Source organism: Streptomyces sp. NPDC003327 (assembly GCF_053589515.1).
In genome coordinates this window covers 1-21,251 of sequence record NZ_JBSFSA010000069.1, presented here as the reverse complement: position 1 = coordinate 21,251, position 21,251 = coordinate 1, and the positions used below count along the sequence as shown (strand labels likewise).

20 protein-coding genes and 1 riboswitch are annotated in these 21,251 nt (G+C 73.6%); of the genes, 12 read left to right on the top strand and 8 right to left on the bottom strand.

The window, feature by feature from the left end:
• Positions 1 to 111 precede the first annotated feature (111 nt).
• From shc to ACWDVG_RS30290, 6 genes are all read left to right on the top strand, one after another.
• Positions 112 to 2,127, top strand: a complete 2,016-nt coding sequence (gene shc / locus ACWDVG_RS30315) for a squalene--hopene cyclase (RefSeq protein ID WP_451703953.1) — start codon at positions 112 to 114, stop codon at positions 2,125 to 2,127.
• Positions 2,127 to 2,807 (top strand): phosphorylase family protein, encoded by a 681-nt coding sequence (locus ACWDVG_RS30310; protein WP_451703949.1) that lies wholly within the window; start codon positions 2,127 to 2,129, stop codon positions 2,805 to 2,807. Before shc ends, ACWDVG_RS30310 begins: the two co-directional genes overlap by 1 nt.
• Before the next feature lie 7 nt (positions 2,808 to 2,814).
• Entirely contained in the window at positions 2,815 to 3,837 is a 1,023-nt protein-coding gene (gene hpnH, locus ACWDVG_RS30305) for an adenosyl-hopene transferase HpnH (protein ID WP_451703947.1), read from the top strand.
• 4 nt (positions 3,838 to 3,841) lie between these two features.
• Positions 3,842 to 5,227, top strand: a complete 1,386-nt coding sequence (locus ACWDVG_RS30300) for an aspartate aminotransferase family protein (RefSeq protein WP_451703945.1) — start codon at positions 3,842 to 3,844, stop codon at positions 5,225 to 5,227.
• A gap of 119 nt (positions 5,228 to 5,346) precedes the next feature.
• Complete coding sequence (locus ACWDVG_RS30295; protein ID WP_451703943.1) at positions 5,347 to 5,976, top strand: helix-turn-helix domain-containing protein; 630 nt, start codon at positions 5,347 to 5,349, stop codon at positions 5,974 to 5,976.
• A gap of 18 nt (positions 5,977 to 5,994) precedes the next feature.
• A complete protein-coding gene (locus ACWDVG_RS30290; RefSeq protein WP_451703941.1) occupies positions 5,995 to 6,150 on the top strand; it encodes a DUF6126 family protein in 156 nt (51 codons plus the stop codon).
• 32 nt (positions 6,151 to 6,182) lie between these two features.
• Here the strand turns inward: ACWDVG_RS30290 and ACWDVG_RS30285 are convergent, their stop codons facing one another.
• Positions 6,183 to 7,004 (bottom strand): tyrosine-protein phosphatase, encoded by an 822-nt coding sequence (locus ACWDVG_RS30285; RefSeq protein WP_451703939.1) that lies wholly within the window; start codon positions 7,002 to 7,004, stop codon positions 6,183 to 6,185.
• 388 nt (positions 7,005 to 7,392) lie between these two features.
• Positions 7,393 to 7,554, top strand: a riboswitch (cyclic di-AMP (ydaO/yuaA leader).
• Positions 7,555 to 7,558: 4 nt separating this feature from the next.
• On the opposite strand from ACWDVG_RS30285, the gene ACWDVG_RS30280 reads away from it, so the two are divergent.
• Together ACWDVG_RS30280 and ACWDVG_RS30275 are read left to right on the top strand one after the other, a co-directional pair.
• On the top strand, positions 7,559 to 8,524 hold the full coding sequence (locus ACWDVG_RS30280) for a peptidoglycan DD-metalloendopeptidase family protein (RefSeq protein WP_451703937.1): 966 nt from the start codon (positions 7,559 to 7,561) through the stop codon (positions 8,522 to 8,524).
• Between the two features lie 188 nt (positions 8,525 to 8,712).
• Positions 8,713 to 9,507 (top strand): SGNH/GDSL hydrolase family protein, encoded by a 795-nt coding sequence (locus tag ACWDVG_RS30275; RefSeq protein ID WP_451703935.1) that lies wholly within the window; start codon positions 8,713 to 8,715, stop codon positions 9,505 to 9,507.
• On the opposite strand, the gene ACWDVG_RS30270 is transcribed toward ACWDVG_RS30275, so the two are convergent.
• Genes ACWDVG_RS30270 through ACWDVG_RS30250 form a run of 5 tightly spaced genes read right to left on the bottom strand, consistent with a single transcriptional unit; the run spans position 9,460 to position 14,706 of the window.
• The gene (locus ACWDVG_RS30270) at positions 9,460 to 10,353 is read right to left on the bottom strand and encodes an STM4011 family radical SAM protein (RefSeq protein WP_451703933.1); all 894 of its coding nucleotides are present in this window, start codon (positions 10,351 to 10,353) and stop codon (positions 9,460 to 9,462) included. The two genes, ACWDVG_RS30275 and ACWDVG_RS30270, sit on opposite strands and share 48 nt — an antisense overlap.
• A 9-nt stretch (positions 10,354 to 10,362) precedes the next feature.
• Positions 10,363 to 11,706, bottom strand: coding sequence for an STM4012 family radical SAM protein (locus tag ACWDVG_RS30265; protein WP_451703931.1), 1,344 nt, complete (start codon positions 11,704 to 11,706; stop codon positions 10,363 to 10,365).
• Positions 11,703 to 12,539 (bottom strand): STM4013/SEN3800 family hydrolase, encoded by an 837-nt coding sequence (locus ACWDVG_RS30260; protein ID WP_451703951.1) that lies wholly within the window; start codon positions 12,537 to 12,539, stop codon positions 11,703 to 11,705. The genes ACWDVG_RS30265 and ACWDVG_RS30260 overlap by 4 nt, the downstream gene beginning before the upstream one ends.
• An 11-nt stretch (positions 12,540 to 12,550) precedes the next feature.
• Positions 12,551 to 13,750, bottom strand: a complete 1,200-nt coding sequence (locus ACWDVG_RS30255; RefSeq protein ID WP_451703929.1) for an STM4014 family protein — start codon at positions 13,748 to 13,750, stop codon at positions 12,551 to 12,553.
• Positions 13,747 to 14,706 carry an STM4015 family protein gene (locus tag ACWDVG_RS30250; protein ID WP_451703927.1) on the bottom strand — a complete coding sequence of 320 codons (960 nt, stop codon included), beginning with the start codon at positions 14,704 to 14,706 and terminating at the stop codon, positions 13,747 to 13,749. The genes ACWDVG_RS30255 and ACWDVG_RS30250 overlap by 4 nt, the downstream gene beginning before the upstream one ends.
• 178 nt (positions 14,707 to 14,884) lie before the next feature.
• On the opposite strand from ACWDVG_RS30250, the gene ACWDVG_RS30245 reads away from it, so the two are divergent.
• The 3 genes from ACWDVG_RS30245 to ACWDVG_RS30235 all read left to right on the top strand — a co-directional run bounded on the left by ACWDVG_RS30245 (position 14,885) and on the right by ACWDVG_RS30235 (position 17,266).
• A complete protein-coding gene (locus ACWDVG_RS30245) occupies positions 14,885 to 15,211 on the top strand; it encodes a hypothetical protein (RefSeq protein ID WP_451703925.1) in 327 nt (108 codons plus the stop codon).
• 28 nt (positions 15,212 to 15,239) lie between these two features.
• Positions 15,240 to 16,337 carry a DUF6745 domain-containing protein gene (locus tag ACWDVG_RS30240; protein ID WP_451703923.1) on the top strand — a complete coding sequence of 366 codons (1,098 nt, stop codon included), beginning with the start codon at positions 15,240 to 15,242 and terminating at the stop codon, positions 16,335 to 16,337.
• Positions 16,338 to 16,468: 131 nt separating this feature from the next.
• Positions 16,469 to 17,266: an SIMPL domain-containing protein gene (locus ACWDVG_RS30235; protein ID WP_451703921.1), complete on the top strand. Its 798-nt coding sequence runs from the start codon at positions 16,469 to 16,471 to the stop codon at positions 17,264 to 17,266.
• A gap of 72 nt (positions 17,267 to 17,338) precedes the next feature.
• Here ACWDVG_RS30235 and ACWDVG_RS30230 read toward each other — a convergent pair whose 3' ends face one another.
• Both ACWDVG_RS30230 and ACWDVG_RS30225 read right to left on the bottom strand, forming a co-directional pair.
• The gene (locus ACWDVG_RS30230; protein WP_451703919.1) at positions 17,339 to 18,013 is read right to left on the bottom strand and encodes a TetR family transcriptional regulator C-terminal domain-containing protein; all 675 of its coding nucleotides are present in this window, start codon (positions 18,011 to 18,013) and stop codon (positions 17,339 to 17,341) included.
• Between the two features lie 36 nt (positions 18,014 to 18,049).
• The gene (locus ACWDVG_RS30225; protein WP_451703917.1) at positions 18,050 to 19,234 is read right to left on the bottom strand and encodes a Glu/Leu/Phe/Val dehydrogenase dimerization domain-containing protein; all 1,185 of its coding nucleotides are present in this window, start codon (positions 19,232 to 19,234) and stop codon (positions 18,050 to 18,052) included.
• Positions 19,235 to 19,408: 174 nt separating this feature from the next.
• On the opposite strand from ACWDVG_RS30225, the gene ACWDVG_RS30220 reads away from it, so the two are divergent.
• Positions 19,409 to 20,650 carry an MBL fold metallo-hydrolase gene (locus ACWDVG_RS30220; protein ID WP_451703915.1) on the top strand — a complete coding sequence of 414 codons (1,242 nt, stop codon included), beginning with the start codon at positions 19,409 to 19,411 and terminating at the stop codon, positions 20,648 to 20,650.
• Positions 20,651 to 21,251: the final 601 nt, after the last annotated feature.

Genomic DNA, 21,251 nt, shown 5'->3' with positions numbered 1-21,251 from the left:
CGCGACATGAAGGGCTCGGCCGAGGTCGAGACGATGAGCCCGGCCGACCTGCGCGCCGGCCGACGGCAGACCCGCAGGAGCAGAAGCACACGACTGCACGAAGGGGACGCCATGACAGCGACGACCGACGGAAACGCCGGGGCCATGGGGCCCCGCGCGACCGCGGCAAGCGAATCGCACGACACCGCCGTCCGGACGGACGACCTCGACGAGGCCGCGGCCCGGGCGGCGGAACGCGCCGTCGAGCACCTGCTCGACCGCCAGGACCCCGAGGGGTGGTGGAAGGGCGACCTGGAGACCAACGTCACCATGGACGCCGAGGACCTCCTCCTCCGCCAGTTCCTCGGCGTCCTCGACGCCGACACCACCCGGGCCGCCGCCCGCCACATCCGCGGCGCCCAGCGGGAGGACGGCACCTGGGCCACCTTCCACGGCGGGCCCGGCGAACTCTCCGCGACCGTCGAGGCGTACGTCGCCCTGCGGCTCGCCGGAGACCTCCCCGACGCCCCGCACATGGCGGCGGCCTCCTCCTGGGTCCGCGCGCGCGGCGGGATCGCCGCCACCCGCGTCTTCACCCGGATCTGGCTCGCGCTCTTCGGCTGGTGGCGCTGGGAGGACCTGCCCGAGATCCCGCCCGAGCTGGTGTTCCTGCCCCGCTGGTTCCCGCTCAACATCTACGACTTCGGCTGCTGGGCCCGGCAGACGATCGTGCCGCTCACCGTCGTCTCGGCCAAGCGGCCCGTCCGCCCCGCACCGTTCCCGCTCGACGAGCTGCACACCGACCCGGCCCGCCCGAACCCGCCCCGGCCGCTCGCCCCCCTCACCGGCTGGGACGGGCTCTTCCAGCGCTTCGACAAGGCGCTGCACGTCTACCACCGCTTCGCCCCGCGCGCGCTGCGCCGCACGGCGATGAACGTCGCCGCCCGCTGGATCGTGGAGCGCCAGGAGAACGACGGCTGCTGGGGCGGGATCCAGCCCCCCGCCGTCTACTCGATCATCGCCCTCCACCTCCTCGGCTACGACCTGGAGCACCCGGTCATGCGGGCCGGCCTTGAGTCGCTCGACCGGTTCGCCGTCTGGCGCGAGGAGACCCCGGGGACCGGCGGCCGGGACGGCGGCCCCGCCCGCATGGTCGAGGCCTGCCAGTCGCCCGTCTGGGACACCTGCCTCGCTACGATCGCGCTCGTCGACGCCGGGCTCGCCCCCGACCACCCGGCGCTGGTCAAGGCCGTCGACTGGATGCTCGACGAGGAGATCACCCGCACCGGCGACTGGGCGGTGCGCCGCCCCGGACTCCCGCCGGGGGGCTGGGCGTTCGAGTTCCACAACGACAACTACCCCGACATCGACGACACCGCCGAGGTGGTGCTCGCGCTGCGCCGCGTCAAGCACCCCGAGCCGGCGCGCGTCGACGCCGCCGTCGCCCGCGCCGAGCGCTGGACCCTCGGCATGCAGTCGAGGAACGGCGCCTGGGCCGCCTTCGACGCCGACAACACCAGCCGCTTCCCCAACATGCTGCCGTTCTGCGACTTCGGCGAGGTGACCGACCCGCCCTCCGCGGACGTCACCGCCCACGTCGTCGAGATGCTCGCGTACGAGGGCCGGGCCCAGGACCCCGCGACCCGGCGGGGCATCGAGTGGCTGCTCGCCGCACAGGAGCCGCACGGCGGCTGGTTCGGCCGGTGGGGCGTCAACCACGTGTACGGCACGGGATCGGTGCTTCCGGCGCTCACCGCCGCCGGACTGCCCGTCTCGCACCCGGCGGTCCGGCGGGCCGTCGTCTGGCTGGAGTCCGTCCAGAACAAGGACGGCGGCTGGGGCGAGGACCTCCGCTCGTACGACGACCCGAGCTGGATCGGCCGGGGGGTCTCCACCCCCTCCCAGACCGCCTGGGCCCTCATCGCGCTGCTCGCGGCGGGGGAGCGCGAGTCCGGGGCCGTGCGGCGCGGGATCGCCTGGCTCACCGGAACCCAGCGGGAGGACGGCTCCTGGGACGAGCCGTACTTCACCGGCACCGGCTTCCCCTGGGACTTCTCCATCAACTACCACCTCTACCGTCAGGTCTTCCCCCTCACGGCCCTCGGCCGCTACGTGTACGGGGAACCCGCGCTCCGCAAGGAAAGCTGATGGGCCGCGAGCCCGGGCCGGGGCCCGCGGCCGCCCCGCCGCTGCTGATCGCCTGCGCGCTCGGCATCGAGCAGTTCGCGCTGCGCAGCGGTGACCGGGCCGGCGCCCCCGGACCGGTCACCGTGGTGCGTACGGGGATGGGCCCCGCCCACGCCCGCAGGGCCGTCTCCCGGGCGCTCGGCGAGGAGCGGTGGCGGGACGCGGCGGTCGTCGCCTCCGGCTTCTGCGCGGGGCTCGCCCCCGGCATGCACCCCGGGGACCTCGTCGTCGCCGAGGAGGCCCGGGACACGGACGGCACCACCACCGTGTGCACCGGGGCCGAGCTGCTGGTGCAGGCCCTCACCCTGGCCCTGCCCGGCCGGACCGTGCACACCGGCCCGCTGACCGGCTCCGACCACGTGGTGCGCGGACCCGAGCGGGCTGCGCTGCGCGCCGGGGGCGCCCTCGCCGTCGACATGGAGTCGGCCGCCACGCTCCGTACCGCCCGCGCCGCCGCGGGACCGGCCGGGGCCGCGGGGCCGCGCCCGGTTGCGGCCGTCCGGGTGGTCGTGGACGCTCCGGAACACGAACTGGTGCGGATCGGCACGGTACGCGGGGGAATATCGGCCTTCCGCGTTCTTCATTCCGTTCTCCCCGCATTCTTCGAATGGCACCGTTCTTTGCTGCTCCCCAGGAGGTGAGCGAGTTATGGCCATGCCGCTCCGTCAGTCCGTCCGGGTCGGGACCTACCTCTTCGAACAGAAGCTCCGCAAGCGGGACAAGTTCCCCCTCATCGTCGAGCTCGAGCCGCTCTACGCCTGCAACCTCAAGTGCGAGGGCTGCGGAAAGATCCAGCACCCGGCGGGCGTCCTCAAGCAGCGCATGCCGGTCGCGCAGGCCGTCGGCGCGGTCCTGGAGTCCGGCGCCCCGATGGTCTCCATCGCGGGCGGCGAACCGCTGATGCACCCTCAGATCGACGAAATCGTGCGCCAGTTGGTGGCCCGGCGCAAGTACGTCTTCCTCTGCACCAACGCGCTGCTGCTGCGCAAGAAGCTGGAGCAGTTCACTCCCTCCCCGTACTTCGCCTTCGCCGTGCACATCGACGGACTGCGCGAGCGGCACGACGAGTCCGTCGCCAAGGAGGGGGTGTTCGACGAGGCCGTGGCGGCGATCAAGGAGGCCAAGCGGCGCGGCTTCCGGGTCACCACCAATTCCACCTTCTTCAACACCGACACCCCGCAGACCGTCATCGAGGTGCTCAATTTCCTCAACGACGACCTCCAGGTCGACGAAATGATGATCTCGCCCGCCTATGCCTACGAGAAGGCCCCCGACCAGGAGCACTTCCTCGGCGTGGAACAGACCCGGGAACTCTTCAGGAAGGCCTTCTCCGGCGGAAACCGCCGCCGCTGGCGCCTCAACCACTCGCCGCTCTTCCTGGACTTCCTGGAGGGGAAGGCCGATTTCCCCTGCACCGCCTGGGCCATTCCCAACTACTCCCTCTTCGGCTGGCAGCGCCCCTGCTACCTGATGAGCGACGGCTACGTCCCCACGTACCGCGAACTCGTCGAGGAGACCGACTGGGACGCGTACGGCCGCGGCAAGGACCCGCGCTGCGCCAACTGCATGGCGCACTGCGGCTACGAGCCGACCGCCGTCCTCGCCACCATGGGATCCCTCAAGGAGTCCCTGCGCGCGATGCGGGAGACCGTGTCGGGAAGCGGCGGGTGACCCGGTGAGCGCGGAGTTCGACCTCGGCGCGCTGCTCGCCGAGCGCGGCGGCGAGCGGTACGAGCTGCACGCCCGGTACCTCAACCACCAGCTGCCCCGCATGCTCCACACCATCGGCTTCGACAAGGTGTACGTGCGGGCCGAGGGCGCCCACTTCTGGGACGCCGACGGCGTCGACCACCTCGACATGCTCGCCGGCTTCGGCGTGATGGGCCTCGGACGGCACCACCCCGTCGTCCGCAAGGCCCTCCACGACGTCCTCGACGCCCAGCTCGCCGACCTCACCCGCTTCGACTGCCAGCCGCTGCCCGGCCTGCTCGCCGAGCGGCTCCTCGCCCACAGCCCGCACCTCGACCGCGTCTTCTTCGGCAACAGCGGCACCGAGGCCGTCGAGACCGCCCTCAAGTTCGCCCGCTACGCCACCGGCCGCCCCAGGGTCCTCTACTGCGACCACGCCTTCCACGGGCTGACCACCGGCGCCCTCTCCGTCAACGGCGAGCGGGGCTTCCGGGACGGCTTCGCCCCGCTCCTGCCGGACACCGCCCTCGCGCTCGGCGACCTCGACGCCCTGGAGCGCGAGCTGCGCCGCGGCGACGTGGCCGCCCTCGTCGTCGAGCCGATCCAGGGCAAGGGGGTCCACGAGGCCCCGCCCGGCTTCCTGCGGGCCGCGCAGGACCTGCTCCACCGGCACGGGGCCCTGCTGATCGTCGACGAGGTGCAGACCGGCCTCGGCCGGACCGGCGACTTCTACGCGTACCAGCACGAGGAGGGCGTCGAGCCGGACCTCGTCTGTGTCGCCAAGGCGCTCTCCGGCGGCTACGTGCCGGTCGGCGCGACCCTCGGCAAGGACTGGATCTTCAAGAAGGTCTACTCCTCGATGGACCGGGTCCTCGTCCACTCGGCGAGCTTCGGCTCCAACGCGCAGGCCATGGCGGCCGGGCTCGCCGTCCTCGCGGTGATGGAGTCCGAGGGGACGGTCGCCCACGCCCGCCGCATGGGGGAGCTGCTCTCGGGGCGCCTGAAGGAGCTCGTGCCCCGGTACGAGCTGCTGCACGAGATCCGCGGGCGCGGGCTGATGATCGGCATCGAGTTCGGCCGGCCGGCCTCGCTCGGGCTGCGCGGCCGCTGGACGATGCTCCAGGCGGCCCGCAGGGGGCTCTTCGCCCAGATGGTCGTGGTCCCGCTGCTCCAGCGGCACCACATCCTCACCCAGGTCTCCGGGGACCAGCTGGAGGTGATCAAGCTGATCCCGCCGCTCGTCGTCGACGAGGCGGACGTGGACCGCTTCGTGACCGCGTTCACGGCCGTCATGGACGAGGCGCACGGCGGTGGCGGACTGATGTGGGACTTCGGGAAGACGCTGGTCAAGCAGGCCGTCGCCCAGCGCTGACCAGGCGGTCGCCCCGTGCTGACCGGGCCGTCGCCCAGCGCTGACCGGCCGTCGCACGGGTCTTTTGCCTCTGGGGCAAGAAACTTGCCTCAGAGGCATGATTCTGGCGCAATGGGCGCATGGACCACCTCTCCGGGGATACCTCCCCGGACCCCGTCGCCCCCGACGTCCTGCCCGACGTCGCCCCGCAGCTGCGCGGGCTGCGCCGCCGCAGGGGGCTCACCCTGGAGGCCGCGGCCCAGCGGGCCGGGCTCTCGCCGGCCCACCTCTCCCGTCTGGAGACGGGGAACCGGCAGCCGTCGCTGCCGATGCTGCTCGCCCTCGCCCGTATCTACGGTACGACGGTCTCCGAGCTGCTCGGCGAGGCGCCGCCCGAGCGGGACCCGGTCGTCCGGGCCGGCAGGTCGGAGCCGGTCGAGGCCGACGGCTGGATCTACCGGCAGGCGGGCGGCGCCGGACGCGCGATGCAGTGCCTGCGCGTCCACGTGCCGTACGCCACCCGGGCCGACATCGTGCGCGTCCATCCCGGCGAGGAGTGGCTCCACGTCCTCGAAGGGCGGGTGCGTCTCGCGCTCGGCGAGGCCGTCCACGTCCTCGATCCCGGGGACAGCGCGCACTTCGACTCGCTCACCCCGCACCGGATCGGCGCCGTCGGCCGCTCCGGAGCGGAGGTCCTCTTCGTCCACACCCTGATGCAGAGCCCCGCCGCCGAGCTGTGCCTCGGCGACGGGACCCCGCACCGGCGCTGACACCCGAAAGGTGCTGCCATGTCCGAGAAGTCCGCTCCGGTCACCGGCGAGGAACGCGGTGGCGGGAAGTTCCCCAAGGGGCTCGTGCTCCGCCTCTTCGCCTACCTCGTCGCCGGACACCTCTTCGCCGGCTTCCTCTACCTGCTCTTCATGCTCGGCGGGCAGAACCAGTAGGGGGCGGGCCCGGCGGGATCCGGAGGAGACGCCTACACCTCCGTGAGCAGCCGCTCCCGCAGTCGCTCACGGGTCTCCGGGGCCAGCTTCAGGCCCTCGGTGAGGTAGGCGTCCACCGATCCCCAGGTCGCCTCGATCGTCTCGAACGCGGCCCGCAGGTACTCCACCCGCGCGTCGAAGAGCGGGCTCAGCAGCTCCATCACCTCCGGAGACATCGCGTCCGGGGCGGTGGAGCTGCGGCGCACCTTGTAGCGGCGGTGCGGGGCGTTCGACTTCACGTAGTCCGCCTCGATCGCCTCCCGCTCGACGCCCACGGCGAGCAGGGTGATCGCGACCGAGAGTCCGGCCCGGTCCTTGCCGGCCGCACAGTGCATCAGGGCCGGAACGCTGTCGTCGGCCATCGCGTGCAGGACCCGGCTGTGCTCGACGGTCCGCTCGACAATCATCTTCCGGTACGAATCGGACATACGGGCGGCGGCCTTGCCGTCGCCCAGGATCTCCCGGAGCTGGGCGAGGTTCCCCCCGCGGACCAGCTTCCAGAACTCCTTGCCGTCGGCCGGGTCATTGAGGGGGATGTTCACGTTCCGGACGCCGGGAAGCTCGACGTCCGCTCCCTCGACCTTCCGGTCCGCCGCGTTGCGGAAGTCGAAGACCGTGTGGAGCCCCAGGGTCGCGAGGAAGGCGGCGTCCTCCTCGGTGGCGTGCGCGAGGTGGCCGCTGCGGAAGAGGCGCCCGGGGCGCACCCGCCGGCCGTCCGTCGTCGGCAGCCCGCCAACGTCCCGGAAGTTGCGGACCTCGACGAGGCCGGGCTCGTTCGCATCGACGGGCGGGACCTGAGGCAGCTGCTGCGTCACGGATGCTCCTGGGGGTAGGCGTTCGAGTGCCCGACGCAGGGTCGGTTCATCGGACAATCATCCAGGTGGGGACCGCGTGGCGCACCCCCTCGGCTGCGAATAGGGCGATCTGTCCGAATTGAGGGGATAGGGGTAACGCGCCCTGGTTATGGGCGAGATGGGCTCCCGCGCGTGAGCAGGGTCATAGAAGTGACGGATCGTGGCCGACCCCCCGCGCCAATTCCCCTGCGGAAAAGGGAAATCGAAGCTCCGCCATCGACGGAGGGTGACCGGAATTCCCGCCGCGAAGATCGGCAAGGAATGGCTCCGGAAAAGGGCGGCTTGTTCCCGCCCACCCGCTCGTCTAGCGTCACGCTCACTCCGGTCGGACCGCCGAATCCTGCCACCGTCCGGAATTCATCCCCATCCCGTTGCGTGGCAGGAGCGGGGGACCCAGGAAGTACGCCGGTCCCGCGACGCAGGACGGCTCGGGGTGAAGCCGCGCGAGAGCGCGGCCGGGCATCTCCAGTCCGAACCCGACAGCTCACCTCGCAGGCGCCGGAGAGGAATTCGCCATGCCCGCGAAGGGTAAGCACCGCCGCACCAGGACCAACCCCCTCACCCGTGGCTTCGTCGCCGCCGGCACCGGAGGCGCCGTCGTCGCCCTCCCGCTGCTCGGTGCGACCGGCGCCCACGCCGCCGAGCAGGCCGCCCCGGCCGCCGCCACCGCCCGCACCGTCGCCTCCGTGGCCGCCGCCCAGACGAAGGCGCCCGCCGCCGCGCCCAAGGCCGCCGCCCCGAAGACGTACACCGTCGTCAGCGGCGACTACCTGTCCAAGATCGCCGTCGAGCACGACATCGCCGGCGGCTGGGAGCAGCTGTACCAGGACAACCGGCGCGTCATCGGCGGCGACCCCTCGCTGATCCTGCCCGGCATGGAGCTCACCCTCGGTGTGAAGAACACCGCCGCCGCTCCGAAGGCCGCCCCCAAGAGCGCCGCTCCGAAGGCCGCCCCCAAGAGCTCCTCGCCGTCCTCCGACGAGACCCGCGCTTCCCGCGACAGCGAGCGCGACCCCGCCCCGGCCGCCACCTCCGCTTCCTCCGGCAGCACTCAGGGCGGCTCCGAGACGGCCTCCTCCGGCTGGGTCGCCCCCGTCGGCGGCGGCGTCTCCACCCCGTACCGCGCCTCCGGCTCCATGTGGTCCTCCGGCTACCACACCGGCGCCGACTTCATCGCCTCCTCCGGCACCACCGTCCGCGCCGTCGGCGCCGGCACGGTCGTCTCCGCCGGGTGGAGCGGTGCCTACGGCAACGAGGTCGTCATCCAGCACGCCGACGGCAACTACTCGCAGTACGCGCACCTCTCCTCCCTCTCCGTCTCGGCCGGACAGTCCGTCAGCGGCGGCCAGCAGATCGGCCTCTCCGGCTCGACCGGCAACTCCACCGGCCCGCACCTGCACTTCGAGATCCGGACCTCGCCCAGCTACGGCTCGGACATCGACCCGCTGGCGTACCTGCGCCAGCACGGCGTCTCCCTCTGACCCGACGTCTCCCTCCGCTGCGACGCAGGCGCACATCCCCGACGGCCCGGCACACCCCTGTGCCGGGCCGTTCGGCGTGCCTGACCTATTCCGCCTTGGGGGAATCTTTATCGGTGGCATATATCACCCGCCGTCAACCCCTCCTTACGGTCGCGTAGGTCACAGCCGAAAGGGAAGGATGTGCTCCCGTGGCAGACGATTCGACATCAAGAGACAGAGACGCATTCGGGTCGTACGCGGCGATCGGTGACAGCTTCACCGAGGGCGTCGGAGACCCGGGACCCGACGGTGCGTACGTCGGCTGGGCGGACCGGTTCGCGGTCCTGCTCGCCGACCAACTGCCGGAGCACGAGGCCTTCCGCTACGCCAACCTGGCCGTACGGGGACGCCTCCTGGACCAGATCGTCGCGGAACAGGTCCCGCGCGCCAAGGAACTCGCCCCCGACCTGGTGACCTTCTGCGCGGGCGGCAACGACATCATCCGCCCCGGCACCGACCCCGACGACGTCGCCGAGCGCTTCGAGCGCGCCGTCGCCGACCTGACCTCCGCCGTCGGCACGGTCATGGTCACCACCGGCTTCGACACCCGCGACGTGCCACTGCTCAGACACCTGCGCGGCAAGATCGCCACCTACACCGCCCACGTCCGGGCCATCGCCGACCGCTACGACTGCCCGGTCCTCGACCTCTGGTCGCTCCGGTCGGTGCAGGACCGGCGCGCCTGGGACGACGACCGGCTGCACCTCTCGCCCGAGGGCCACACCAGGGTCGCGCTGCGCGCCGCCCAGGTCCTCGGCCTGCCGGTGCCCGCCGACCCGGACCAGCCGTGGCCGCCGGTGCCGCCGCGCGGCACCCTCGAGGTCCGCCGCGACGACATCAACTGGGCGCGGGAGTACCTCGTCCCCTGGATCGGCCGGCGGCTGCGCGGCGAGAGCTCAGGGGACCACGTCGAGGCGAAGCGCCCCGACCTCATGCCCCTGTAGCGGAGGCACGGCGGGGATCCGCTCCAGGACCCCGCCGGCGAACACGTCGTACAGCGGCAGCGTCTCCAGGTGGACGTAGCCGATGTGACAGTCGCAGACGGCGAGGGGGCAGACGCGCGGCCGCAGCGCGGCACGGTACGAACCGTCGTACAGGTTGCCGAGTTCGGCCCTGACGAAGTGACAGCGCCGCACCGTCCCCTCGCCGTCCACCGACACCACCGACTCCCCGGTGCGGCACGGCAGCCCGCCCGAGCGGTGCGGACGCCGGCTGTACGGGAAGAGCGGGTCGACCGCCGTCCAGGCCGCGGCCTCCGCGTCGGTGTACGTGCGCCCCTCCGCCGCGTTCACCCACAGGTAGACGTGCGGCGGCAGCTCGGCGCGCAGCCGCAGCGCCTCCGTGTGGTGCTCCGGCAGGCCGACGATCCCCACGCTGAACCGCACCCCCCGCTCGGCCAGCTCGCCGCACTTGGCGAGGAACCGCCCGTACGGCGTCTGGCCCGGGTGGTACGTGCACCACAGCGCGACCGTCTCCGGGTCCGCGTCGGCCAGCCACTCCGTGCGGCAGCTGAGGTTCGTCTGGATCGCCACCCGCTCGACGTGCGGTAGCCGGGACAGCTCGACCAGCGCACGCCGGTACCAGGAGCGGACCAGGCCCTCCCCCCACGGCGTGAACAGGACACGCAGCCGGTCGCCGCTCTGCTCGGCCACCCAGCCGGTGAAGCGTTCGAGCGCGGCCCGGTCGGCGCGCAGCTGCTCGCGGCTGTCCCGGCGCTTGGCGAAGGGGCAGTACGGACAGTCGAAGTCGCAGGAGGAGAGCGGTCCCCGGTAGAGCAGGGTCAGGTCCACCGCCGCCCCCTACTTCGGCTCGTACGCGGCCATCGCGGCCCGTACGGCGGGGGAGAACAGCTCGGGGCCGAGCGCGTCCGAGTGCGCCAGGCCCTCGGCGGAGAGCCGCAGCAGCCCCGCGGGCGCCCCGGTGTCCAGCCACCCCAGGCGCTCGAAGCGGGCCAGCTCCGGCCCGAAGTCCGCGAACGGCGAGCCGCCGAACCGCTCCTCGTACCCGGCGAGCGGCATCCCCTCGGCCTGGAGCAGCGACTGCAGGAGGTGGCGGCGCCGGGCCTCGTCCCCGTCGACCCGCCGCCCGACCTCCGCGCGCGAGAAGTCCTCGGTCCCGGTGTAGACGTCGATGATCGAGCGGACCTCCCGCATGTCGACGGCGTAGTCGAAGGAGTAGTGCAGGGCCGACGTGTACGAGCGGGCCCCGCAGCCCAGGCCGATCATGCCGTCGGTCTGGCAGGCGTAGTCGTCCGGACCGGCCGGACCGGCGTCCGCGCGCCGGAACATCCGCATGGACACCTGCTCGTAGCCGCGGGCCAGGAGGTGGTCCCGGCCGTGGCGGTAGAGCCGCAGCCGCCGCTCGTCCCACTCCCGGTCGGCGGCGGCCGGATCCTGGATCCGGCCCAGGCCGGTGAGCGGGCGCACGTACAGTGGGTAGAGGTACAGCTCCTCGGGCCGCCAGGCGAGCGCGGCGTCCAGGGAGAGGCGCCAGGACTCCTCGGTCTGGCCGTCGATGCCGTAGATGAGGTCGATGTTGAGGACCGGGACGCAGGTGTCCCGGATGCGGCCGAGTGCGGCCTCGACGTCCGCCCGGCGCTGCGGCCGGACCGCCGCCCGCGCCTCGGCCTCCACGAAGCTCTGCACCCCGATGCTGAGCCGGGTCGCGCCGCGCTCGGCGAGGACCGCGAGCCGGTCGGCGGTGGCCGTGGCGGGCGAGGTCTCCACCGACAGCGGCACCGCCCGCAGGTCCGCGCCCATGCGCTTCTCCACGATGTCGCAGAGCCGCTCCAGCTCGGCGGCGGTCAGGAAGGTGGGCGTGCCGCCGCCGAACGCGGCCGTGGCGAACCGCACCGGGGCCGCGTCGCCCAGGGCGTCGCGCACGGCAGCGGCCTGCCGGTCGAGCGCGTCGAGGTAACGGCCGGTCAGCCCGTCCGGTGCGCCGATCCGGGTGAAGAGGTTGCAGAAGCCGCAGCGGACCTCGCAGAACGGTATGTGGGCGTAGAGCGAGAGCGCGTCCTTCGGCTCACCGGCCCAGAGCTCCGCGAGCGCGGGACGGTCGTCGAGCGGGCGGTACGCCGTCTTGTGCGGGTACGCGTAGACGTAACTGCCGTACGGGCGGGGGCGGGCGTCGACGGTGCTCATGCGGCGGCCTCCCGCGGCGCGCCGGCCGCGGCGGGGCCGGGCAGCACGAACTGCGCGTACGGCACCGTCCACACCACCTCGTGCCCGAGCCGGTGCCCGGTGAAGCCGTCCTCCCCGTACGCCGTGCCGTGGTCGGAGCAGACGATCGCGAAGCAGTCCCGGCGGCTGCTCATCGCCGCGAACAGCCGGCCGACGTGCCGGTCCACGTACTCCAGCGCGGCCGCGTGCGTCGCCCGCGAGTCGCCGGCCTCCCGGGTCGCGCCGGGGAGGTGGAACCAGTTCGGCTGGTGCAGCGCCGAGACGTTGACGAAGAGGAACAGCCGCCGGTCGGGCGGGAGCGCGGCCACCACCTCCTCGGCCCGGGTCACCTGTGCCTCGAACGAGGTCGGGGACGTCACGCCGAAGGACGGGTCCCAGTGGCTCTCCTGGAACAGGCCGGGGAGCACCGAGCCGAGCGGCGGCCGCTCGTTGAAGAAGCCCACGCCGCCGACGCACACCGTCCGGTACCCCTCCCGCGCGAGCGCCGAGACGAAGTCGGGCGTGTCGTGGACGTAGGTGCCGTCGGCGGTCGTCTCGCTGCCCGCGAACCGGGCCGCGAAGAGCCGGGGATGCGGACCGGGCGACGCCGGAGTCGGCAGGAAACCCGCGAAGATCGCCTGGTGGGAGGCGTACGTGAAGCTGCCGGGCGCGTGGCGCCGCTCCCACCGGCCCCCGGGCAGGTGACGGGCCAGGTTCGGCAGCCGCCCCTCGGCGGCCAGCTCGGCCGCCACGTCGTACCGCAGCGTGTCGAGGGTGACCAGGAGCAGATCGTGGCTGCCGACGATCGCGTTCATGTCGGGCTGGTTCACGTGGTGCTCGTTCCTGTGGTGCGGGTGGATCGTGTGCGGGTGGATCGTGTGCGGGTGGGCGTGCGGACGGGGGTACGGGGCCCGGTGCCGAGGAGCGCGGCGACCTGCGCCCCGTAGGTGTCCAGGCCCTCGGCGCCGCTGCCCGGCAGGCCCGTCAGCCCCGGCAGGAGGTCACCGAAGGCGTTGACCTCGCCCACGGCGAAACGGCGCCAGCCGCTCGTGGGCAGCAGGTCCACGCCCACGCAGTGGGTGCCAGGGAAAGCGGCGGCGGCCCGCTCGCACACGTCGAGCGCGTCCTCCCAGCGCGCCCCGGCGGCCACGACCGCCGCCCGCGCCCCGGCGAGATCGCCCCGGGCACCGCCCAGGTGAAGATTGGTCATGGGGGAGCGGCTGGTGCGGACCACGGCGTGGGTCGCCCGGCCGTCGACCACCACCACCCGCAGGTCCGCCGACCGGCCGTGCTGCGTCGCCTTCGGCAGCCAGCGCTCCACGTGGAGCCCGTCGGGGGCGAGGGCGTCCACGAGCGCGCCCACCTCGCGCGCGCCGGTGTAGCGCCGCACCCGGAGGGAGTTGAACAGCCGTCCGCCAGGGCCGCGCTCCACGGAGGTGGTGGCCTGCACCCGGTCCTGCCCGGCCGCCTCGACCGCGAGCACCCCGGACGCCGAGGAACCGTGCGCGAGCTTCACGAAGACCCGGCGCCACCTGTCCCGGCCCATCAGCGACGCCAGGTCGTCCCAGCCCCGCACCGGCGGAGCGTCGGGGCCGGAGGTCGGCGAGGCGGGCACCGGCACCCCGGCGGCGGCGAGCCGCCCGTGCCCCAGCCGCTTGTCGAACAGGACGGAGAGCTCGTCCGGGTCGTCGACCAGCCGGGCCCCCGCGGCGGCGACCTCGCGGGCGAGTTCTGCGACCGCGGCGGTGAACCGGGCGTACCACAGGGCGGTTCCTTCGACCCGGGCCGGATCGTCGAGGTCCCGCAGGAGCCGGTCCACCTCCGGCTCCTCGCCGGGGGAGTCGAGCCGCACCCACTCGCCCGCCGCGAAGCGGGCCCTGCCGTGCAGGACGTCCGGCCAGGACACGACCCGCACCCCGGGCAGCCCGGCGGACCGCACCGCGTCCCGGAAGAACGTGACGCGGCGGCCCGCCGGATCGCCGACGACGACCAGCGGCGGCCGCCCCGGGCGCGGGCCGGAGGTCATTCGGCGACCGCGACGTAGCGCCAGACGTCCCCGTCGCCGTCGTCCTCCGCCTCCTGGGCGTCGTCGAGGACGACCGTCACGCCGTGCGGCGCGAGCGCCTCGGTGAGCCGCGCGCGCAGCGGCTCGGAGACGTAGTGGTGCGAGAGGTCGAGGTGCGCCAGGTGCGTCAGCGGCTGGCCGTCGAGCAGGGCCTGCGCGCCCTCGTCGGTGAGCACGCCCATGGACAGGTCGAGGCGCTCCAGACGGGCCACCACCGGGGCCCCGGCCACCGCTGCCGCGACCGCGTCCTGGATCACGCTGTTGCGCAGGGCCAGCCGGCGCAGGGCCGGGAACGCGGTGCCGGAGAGCAGCGGGGCGAGGTCCTCGGGCCGGCTGTCGCCGCCGTACTCGTCGGTGCCGAGCCAGAGTTCCAGGTTCTCCAGGGCGGGCAGGTCGCTGCCCACGATGCCGCGCACCACCTCGGCGCGCAGACCGCCCGTCTCCACCACCAGGGTCTCCAGAGCGGTGTGCCGGACCGACGGGAACGCCAGTCCGGTGCCGCCGCGGACGCCGAACTCCTTGAGGGCCGGGTAGGCGGCGAGCAGCGGCGTCACGTCGGACTGGACGATCCACGAGATCTCGCAGTCCTCGAAGGTCATGTCGGCGAGGAAGAGCGCGTCGAGGGCCGTGAGCCGGTCGTTGGCGGCGATCAGGGCGGTGACGACGGCGGCGGAGGAGGTCTCGTACGGCTCGTCCCAGCCGCCGACCACCAGCGCGCGGACCCGGCTGGCGTCGACCGTCTTCAGGAAGCGCTCGAACTGCGGCGCCCACAGCTCGTCCTCCGGGTCCGCGTACGTCGGAGCGGAGATCCGCCAGGCGACCGCACCGGCGTCGGGCAGCTCGACGGTGGCGTCCGGACCCGGGAAGTCGAACACGGAAAGGCCGTGGAATTCCTGCAGGTGGGCCCCAATGGTCATGACGATGCTCCCGAGTACGAACGGCGCCGGTCGGCTGATGCTTGAAGTTCTACCAAGCGGCACCGACAGCGCCCTCCGCCGGGTCGGTCCGGCGGGCTCCGCGGACCGATTGTCAGTGGCGGCCTCTAGCGTCGTTCTCGTGTTCGGGCACACCGCGCCGAACGGGGAGGGGAGAGCCATGTACCGACAGGGAGACGTGCTGCTGGCGCCCGTCGACGGGACGGCCGTGCCGGACCGGGCGCGGCGGGCTCCGGGGGAGCCGAGGGACGCCAGGGGCCGCCTGGTGCTCGCCCTCGGCGAGGTCACGGGGCACGCCCACGCGATCCCGGGCCCCGGGCGGCTCGTGCGGGAGTCCGGCCCGTTCGGACCGCTGCTGCTCGAACTGCCCGAAGGGGGCCGGGTGGTGCACGAGGAGCACGCCCCGATACCGCTGCCCAAGGGCTGGTACCGGGTGGTGCGCCAGCGGGAGTACGTGCCCGGGGCGTACCGGATCGTCGCGGACTGAGACGTCGAGGAAGCAGGGGGAGCAAGACATGAACCACACCGTCGCGCAGGACAAGTGGCGCGCCGTCGCCGCCGCCACGGGCCCGGCCGACCGCGCCGCCGCCGAGGCCGGCCTCCGGCTCGCCTACCGCACGGCAGGGCTCGCCGCGCCGGAGCGGGTGCTCTGGGCGGACTCGCCGCTCGCCGCCGTCGCGCTCGTGCGGAGCCTGGCGGACCGGGGCCGTTCGGTCCGGGACGACGTGCGCACCCGGCCCTGGGCCGACGAGCGCCGCCGCCTCCACGACCTGCTCGGGCCGGCCGGGTGGGCCGCGCACTGGCAGGCGACCGGAGCGGCCCTGTGGGACACGACGCGGGCCCTCGCGGAGCGCATACGGGCGGCGGTGACCGCGGAGGTGGTGGCGGGTACGGGGGCGGGTACGGGAGCCGGTTCCGGCGCCACGGGGGAGGGGGCCGGTCCGGCGGACGGGACCGTGGCCGGGGCGGGGGAGGGCCCGGCCGACGGGACCGCCGTGCGGATGGTGCTGCTCGACGCGGTGCTCGGCCAGCACGACGCCGCCTGGCTCGCCGCCTTCGACGGCCGGGGTGACCGTCTCGCGGGCCTCGCCGCCGTCGCCGAGCACGCCGGCTGGTGGTGGCCGTACGAGAACGTGGCGGTGGTCTGCGAGCGGCCGGCCGAGCTGCACCGGGACGAGGCCGGACGCCTCGACCGGGGCGACGGCCCGGCGCTCGCCTTCCCGGACGGCTTCGCCCTGCACGCCTGGCGCGGCATGCCGGTCTCCGCGGACTTCCTCGCCCGACTCGCCGACCTCACCCCCGAGCGCATACGGGACGAGGAGAACGCCGAACTCCGCCGCGTGATGCTGGAGTACTACGGCTACGACCGCTACCTCGCCGCCTCGGCCGCCCGGCCCGTGCACCGTGACGAGACCGGGGTGCTGTGGCGGATCGACCTGGACGACGACGAGGACGTCGCCATGGTGGAGGTCGTGAACTCCACGCCCGAGCCCGACGGCAGCCACCGCACGTACTGGCTGAGGGTGCCGCCCGCGACCCGCACCGCCCGCGAGGGCGTGGCCTGGACCTTCGGCCTCGCCGCCGAGGCGTACGAGCCGCTCGTCCAGACCTGACGGTGCCCCCGCTGGTACGGAGAGGTGAAGGCTGCGGCCGGTCAGGAGTGGCGCCCGGGAGGCGGGGGCGCCGGGTGCTGGGATGGGTGCCCGCCGGAGCCTCCCGGCATCCACCGTCGAAGGGACCGCCCATGACGCTCCGCCGGCCGGGGAAGCCCCGCAGCGCCGCACGCGCCGCCACCTCCGCCCGACTCCTCGCCGCCGCCGCCGTCCTCGGCGGTCTCCTCACCGGGACCGCCGCCCCCGCCCTGGCGGCGGGACCCGAGCGGCCCGCCGCCTCCGGCTCCGGGGCCGAGCAGAAGGAGGCACCGGCGACGGTGACCGTCAGCGGGAGCGGCAGCGCCGCCGCCGCGCCCGACCTGGCGATCCTCTCCCTGGGGGTCGAGGCCGGCCGGCCGACGGCCCAGGAGGCGATGGCGGCGCAGACCAAGGCCGCCGAGACCCTGCTCGCGGTGGTCCGCGAGCAGGGCGTCGAGGACCGGGACATCCGGACCGACAGCCTCTCGCTCAATCCCGTCTACGCCCAGGCGGCCGACGGCCAGAGCAAGGTGACCGGCTATCAGGCGAGCCAGTCCTTCTCGGTGAAGGTCCGCCGCATCGACGAGACCGGGCGGATCGTCGGCGCCGTCAACAAGGCCGCCGGGGACGCGGGCCGGATCAACGGCGTCGTCTTCGACGTCGCCGACCCGAGCGCGCTCCGCGCCAAGGCCAGGGAGGCCGCCTACCGGGACGCCCACGACAAGGCCGAGCAGCACGCGAAGCTCAGTGGCCACCGGCTCGGCCGGCTGGTCTCCCTGAGTGAGGGCGAGTCCCTCCGCCCCGGCCACGGAGCGGTCCCCGACATGCCCGCCGAGTCCCCGTCCGTACCGACGGCCCCCGGCGAGATCGAGGAGCACGTGACCGTCTCGGCCGTCTACGAGCTCCTCTGACGGTCTCCGAGCCGTCAGGGGCGGTGCCCTGCCTGTCAGTCCGGGCGGCGTCCTGCCTGTCAGGGCGGGGACTTACGTGGTGGCCTCCGCCGTCCCCGGCGCCTCCCGGGCATCCAGGCCGGGCACGTCCGGGCCGTCCGGGCGGGGCCGCAGGTCCGGGAGGTCCAGTTCCCTCGCCAGGGCCGCGTCCGCCCAGCGGAGCATCGTGGTCCGGGGGAGGGGACCGGCGTAGGCCGTCGTCTGGACGGCGAGGCCGTCGAGGAAGGCGGTGAGCCGCCAGGCAGCGGCCTCCGGGTCCGGACAGCGGAACTCGCCCGCCTCCTCGCCCTCCGCGATGACCCGCGCGAGCGCGGCCTTCCACTCCTGGTCGAGGGAGGCGGCGACCCTGCGCAGTTCCGGGTCGCGCAGCGCCGCCGCCCAGCTCTCGATCCAGAGCCGCCAGCCCTTCGCCCGCCCGGTCGGCGCGTACCAGCGGACGGCGGCCCGCAGCCTCCGCACGGCGGGGGCGCGCCGCCCGAGCAGGCGGCGCAGCTGGGCGAGGTCCGCCTCGGCCGCGTGGGCGAAGGCGGCGGCGACGAGCTGTTCCTTGGTCGAGAAGTGGTAGAGCACCAGGGCGTTGCTGACACCGAGCGCCGCGGCGACGTCGGCGACGCGGACCGCCGCCACACCCCGGGACTCGATCAGCTCCGCCGCGGCGCGGAGCAGCTCCTCCCGTCGCTCCGCCCCGCTCAAGCGCACTCTCGCCACACCGCGCAGCCTACACAGCACGTGACACGGGCATGATCATCCCGCGTACCAGCCGTAACGCTCCGTGATGAGCGGGAGGCGCTCGGCGACCAGGGCGTGCGCCGCCGCGCGGGGGCTGGTGCCGTCCGCCTCCGCCCGGTCGAGCACGCCGCCGACGAGGGCCCGCATCGCTCCCCGTACCCGCGCGAAGGCCTGCTCCGCGTCGGCCTCGACGTCACCGAAGAGCGTCCACCACCACCAGGCGTTGGTGCACGAGTTCACCACCACGTCCGGCAGGACGGTCACCCCCCGGGCGGCGAGGGCCTCCTCGGCCTCCGGCAGCACCGGCATGTTGGCCGCCTCGGCGATCCAGCGGGCCGAGATCCGGCCCTGGTTCCCGGCGTCGACGGCGTACGACACGGCGGCCGGCACCAGGACCTCCGCGTCCGCCGCCAGCCAGGCGTCCCCGGGCGCCTCCCGGTCGGCGGGCCGCAGCGCCGAGCGGTCCACCGCTCCGTGCCCGTCGCGGGCCGCGAGCAGCGCCTCGACGTCCAGGCCGTCGGGGTTGACGATCGTGCCGCGCACGTCGGCGACGGCCACCACCCGCAGCCCGGCGCGCGCCAGGAACCGGGCGGTCGCCCCGCCCATGGTGCCCAGGCCCTGGACGGAGACCCGGGTGTCGCCGTACGCCCGGCCCGCCCGGTCGAGGGCGACGAGCACGGACTCGGCCACGCCGAGGCCGCCCACCAGCTCGTCGAGGCCGATGCCGTCCACCTCGATCGCGAAGGCGTCGGCCAGCCGCTTCCGGGCCGCCGCCTCGTCGTCGAGCAACGGGTACACCGCCTGCACCGAGGAGACGAGCCCCGCCTCCGCCGCCGCCCGGTCCACCAGGTCCTGGGTGAGCCCCAGGTCCTCCCCGGTGGTCCAGAACCGCTCGATGTACGGCCGCATCGCCCGCAGGTAGCGCACGAGGACCCCGTACGCCTCGGGGGAGCGCGGATCGCAGTCGATGCCGCCCTTGGCGCCGCCCAGCGGCACGTACCGGCCCCGCGGGTCGTAGTGCAGGGCCTCCTTCATGGTCATCCCGCGCGCGAGCCCCGCGACCTCCTCGGCCGTGCAGCCCTCGCGCATCCGCAGGCCCCCGCTCGCCACCCCGCGCACGAGCCGGTCCACGACGAGATGGCCCCGGCGGCCGGTGACGTGATCGGTCCATCCGACGGACAGCAACGGTTCGGCAGGCATCGGCGTCTCTCCTGGGTGCGGGCGTGACGACGGGCCGGAGCGAGGGCGGACCCGCCGGGTTCCCGCCCCGCGCGAAGGGCAGTACTGAATGACGGTTCAGTATGGACGACCGTCCCCGCCGTTCGCCGCGCGGGCCGCCCATAATGGAACGACCCCCAGAGATCAGGAGGCCCTGTGACCGGCACCGGCTCCGACCGTGCGCTCCGGGCACGGCTGCGCGCACTGCGCCCCGAGTCCTTCGGCGCGGACCCCACGGGCGAGCGGCTCGCCCGCATCCACCGCTCGCCGAACTTCGCCGACGGGGTCTTCCAGAACCCCGAGCCCGCCCGGCGCGGCCCCTCCGGCTCGACCGTCGACCTGGCCCGGATCTACTTCGAGAAGGAGGGACGCGCGCGCCGGGCCCCCACCGGCGCGATCCCCGTCCATCCGACCACCGTCGCCGATCTCGCGAAGCCCCCTGTCACCGGCCTCCGGCTCACCTGGGCGGGGCACTCCAGCATCCTCGCGGAGATCGACGGGCAGCGGGTCCTCTTCGACCCCGTCTGGGGCGACCGCTGCTCCCCCTTCCCGTTCGCGGGCCCCAAGCGGCTCCACCCCGTGCCCGCGCCGCTCGCCGCGCTCGGCCCGGTCGACGTCGTCGTGATCTCGCACGACCACTACGACCACCTCGACCTGCCGACGATCAAGGAACTCGCCACCACGGACACGGTCTTCGCCGTGCCCCTCGGCGTCGGCGCCCACCTGGAGCACTGGGGCGTGCCCGCCGACCGGCTGCGCGAGCTGGACTGGAACGAGTCCACCGAGGTCGGCGACCTGACCCTCACGGCCACCCCGGCCCGCCACTTCTGCGGCCGGGGCATCCGCAACCGGCAGCACACCCTGTGGGCCTCCTGGGTGGTCAAGGGGCCCCGGCACCGCGTCTTCCACAGCGGTGACACCGGGTACTTCTCCGGCTTCAAGGACATCGGCGCCGAGCACGGCCCCTTTGACGCCACCATGATCCAGATCGGGGCCTACTCGGAGTTCTGGCCCAAGAACCACACGGACTATACGCCGATGCCTGGGGCGTGGCCAGACATTCACATGACGCCCGCGCAGGGGGTCCAGGCCCATCTTGACCTGCAGGGAGGCGCTCCGGCCGGTGTGATGCTGCCGATCCACTGGGCAACCTTCAACCTGGCTCCGCACCCGTGGGCGGAGCCGGGGGAGTGGACGAAGGACGCGGCGGAGGAGGCGGGGCAGGCGGTGGCGTTCCCCCGTCCCGGTGAGCCGTTCGAGCCGGCGGGCAAGCTGCCCGCGGATACCTGGTGGCGCGGGGTGTCTCGGCCGATCGCCCGTCCGTGGCGCCGACCGAAGCCGGCGCAGATTCCTGCCGAGGTGTCCGAGCGGGATCTCGACCTGGCTGGTGACCGGTGACGTCGGGCGAGGAGGAGCTGGGCAGGCTCGTGGCCCTGCTGACCCGTCTCTCGGCCGACGAGCGTGATCGTGCGCTGCGTGCTCTGGATGGTCCGTCCCGGAGAAAGCCTTCCGCGAGTATCCAGCAGTTCGTGCCCTTGCCCTCCCGGGCAGCCTCGTCCGCGGTTGTCGTCCGAACATGCATCGTAAGTTCGTGAGCATGAACCCGGAGGGGCCTCGCCGGTTTGGCGGCGGGGCTCCCTTTTCGTCCTGTATCGGGTTACTCGGGTGCAGCTGAAGCGTTGAGGCTCTTCGTTGCTGACGCTTTCGGTGAGGGTGACGGCAGTGATGGTGGTCATGTGGTTGGTCACTGCGGAGGACGCGAGTGCGGAGGCTGCTGGGTATACGGGACGGTCGCCCCGTGCTCAGAGAAGGGCCCGTGTCGCGCGGCTGGTCCGTGCGGAGTGCGACTACGACCCCGCAAGTTCACCGACGGAGTCCCCGCTGCCCCACGAGGTACGGCTTCCCTAGGAGTTGTCGTCAAAGTGTCAGGCCCACATCAGGATTGACGCGAGGGTGACGGCGGCTTTGTAGGACTGGGCGGTCTTGTCGTAGCGGGTGG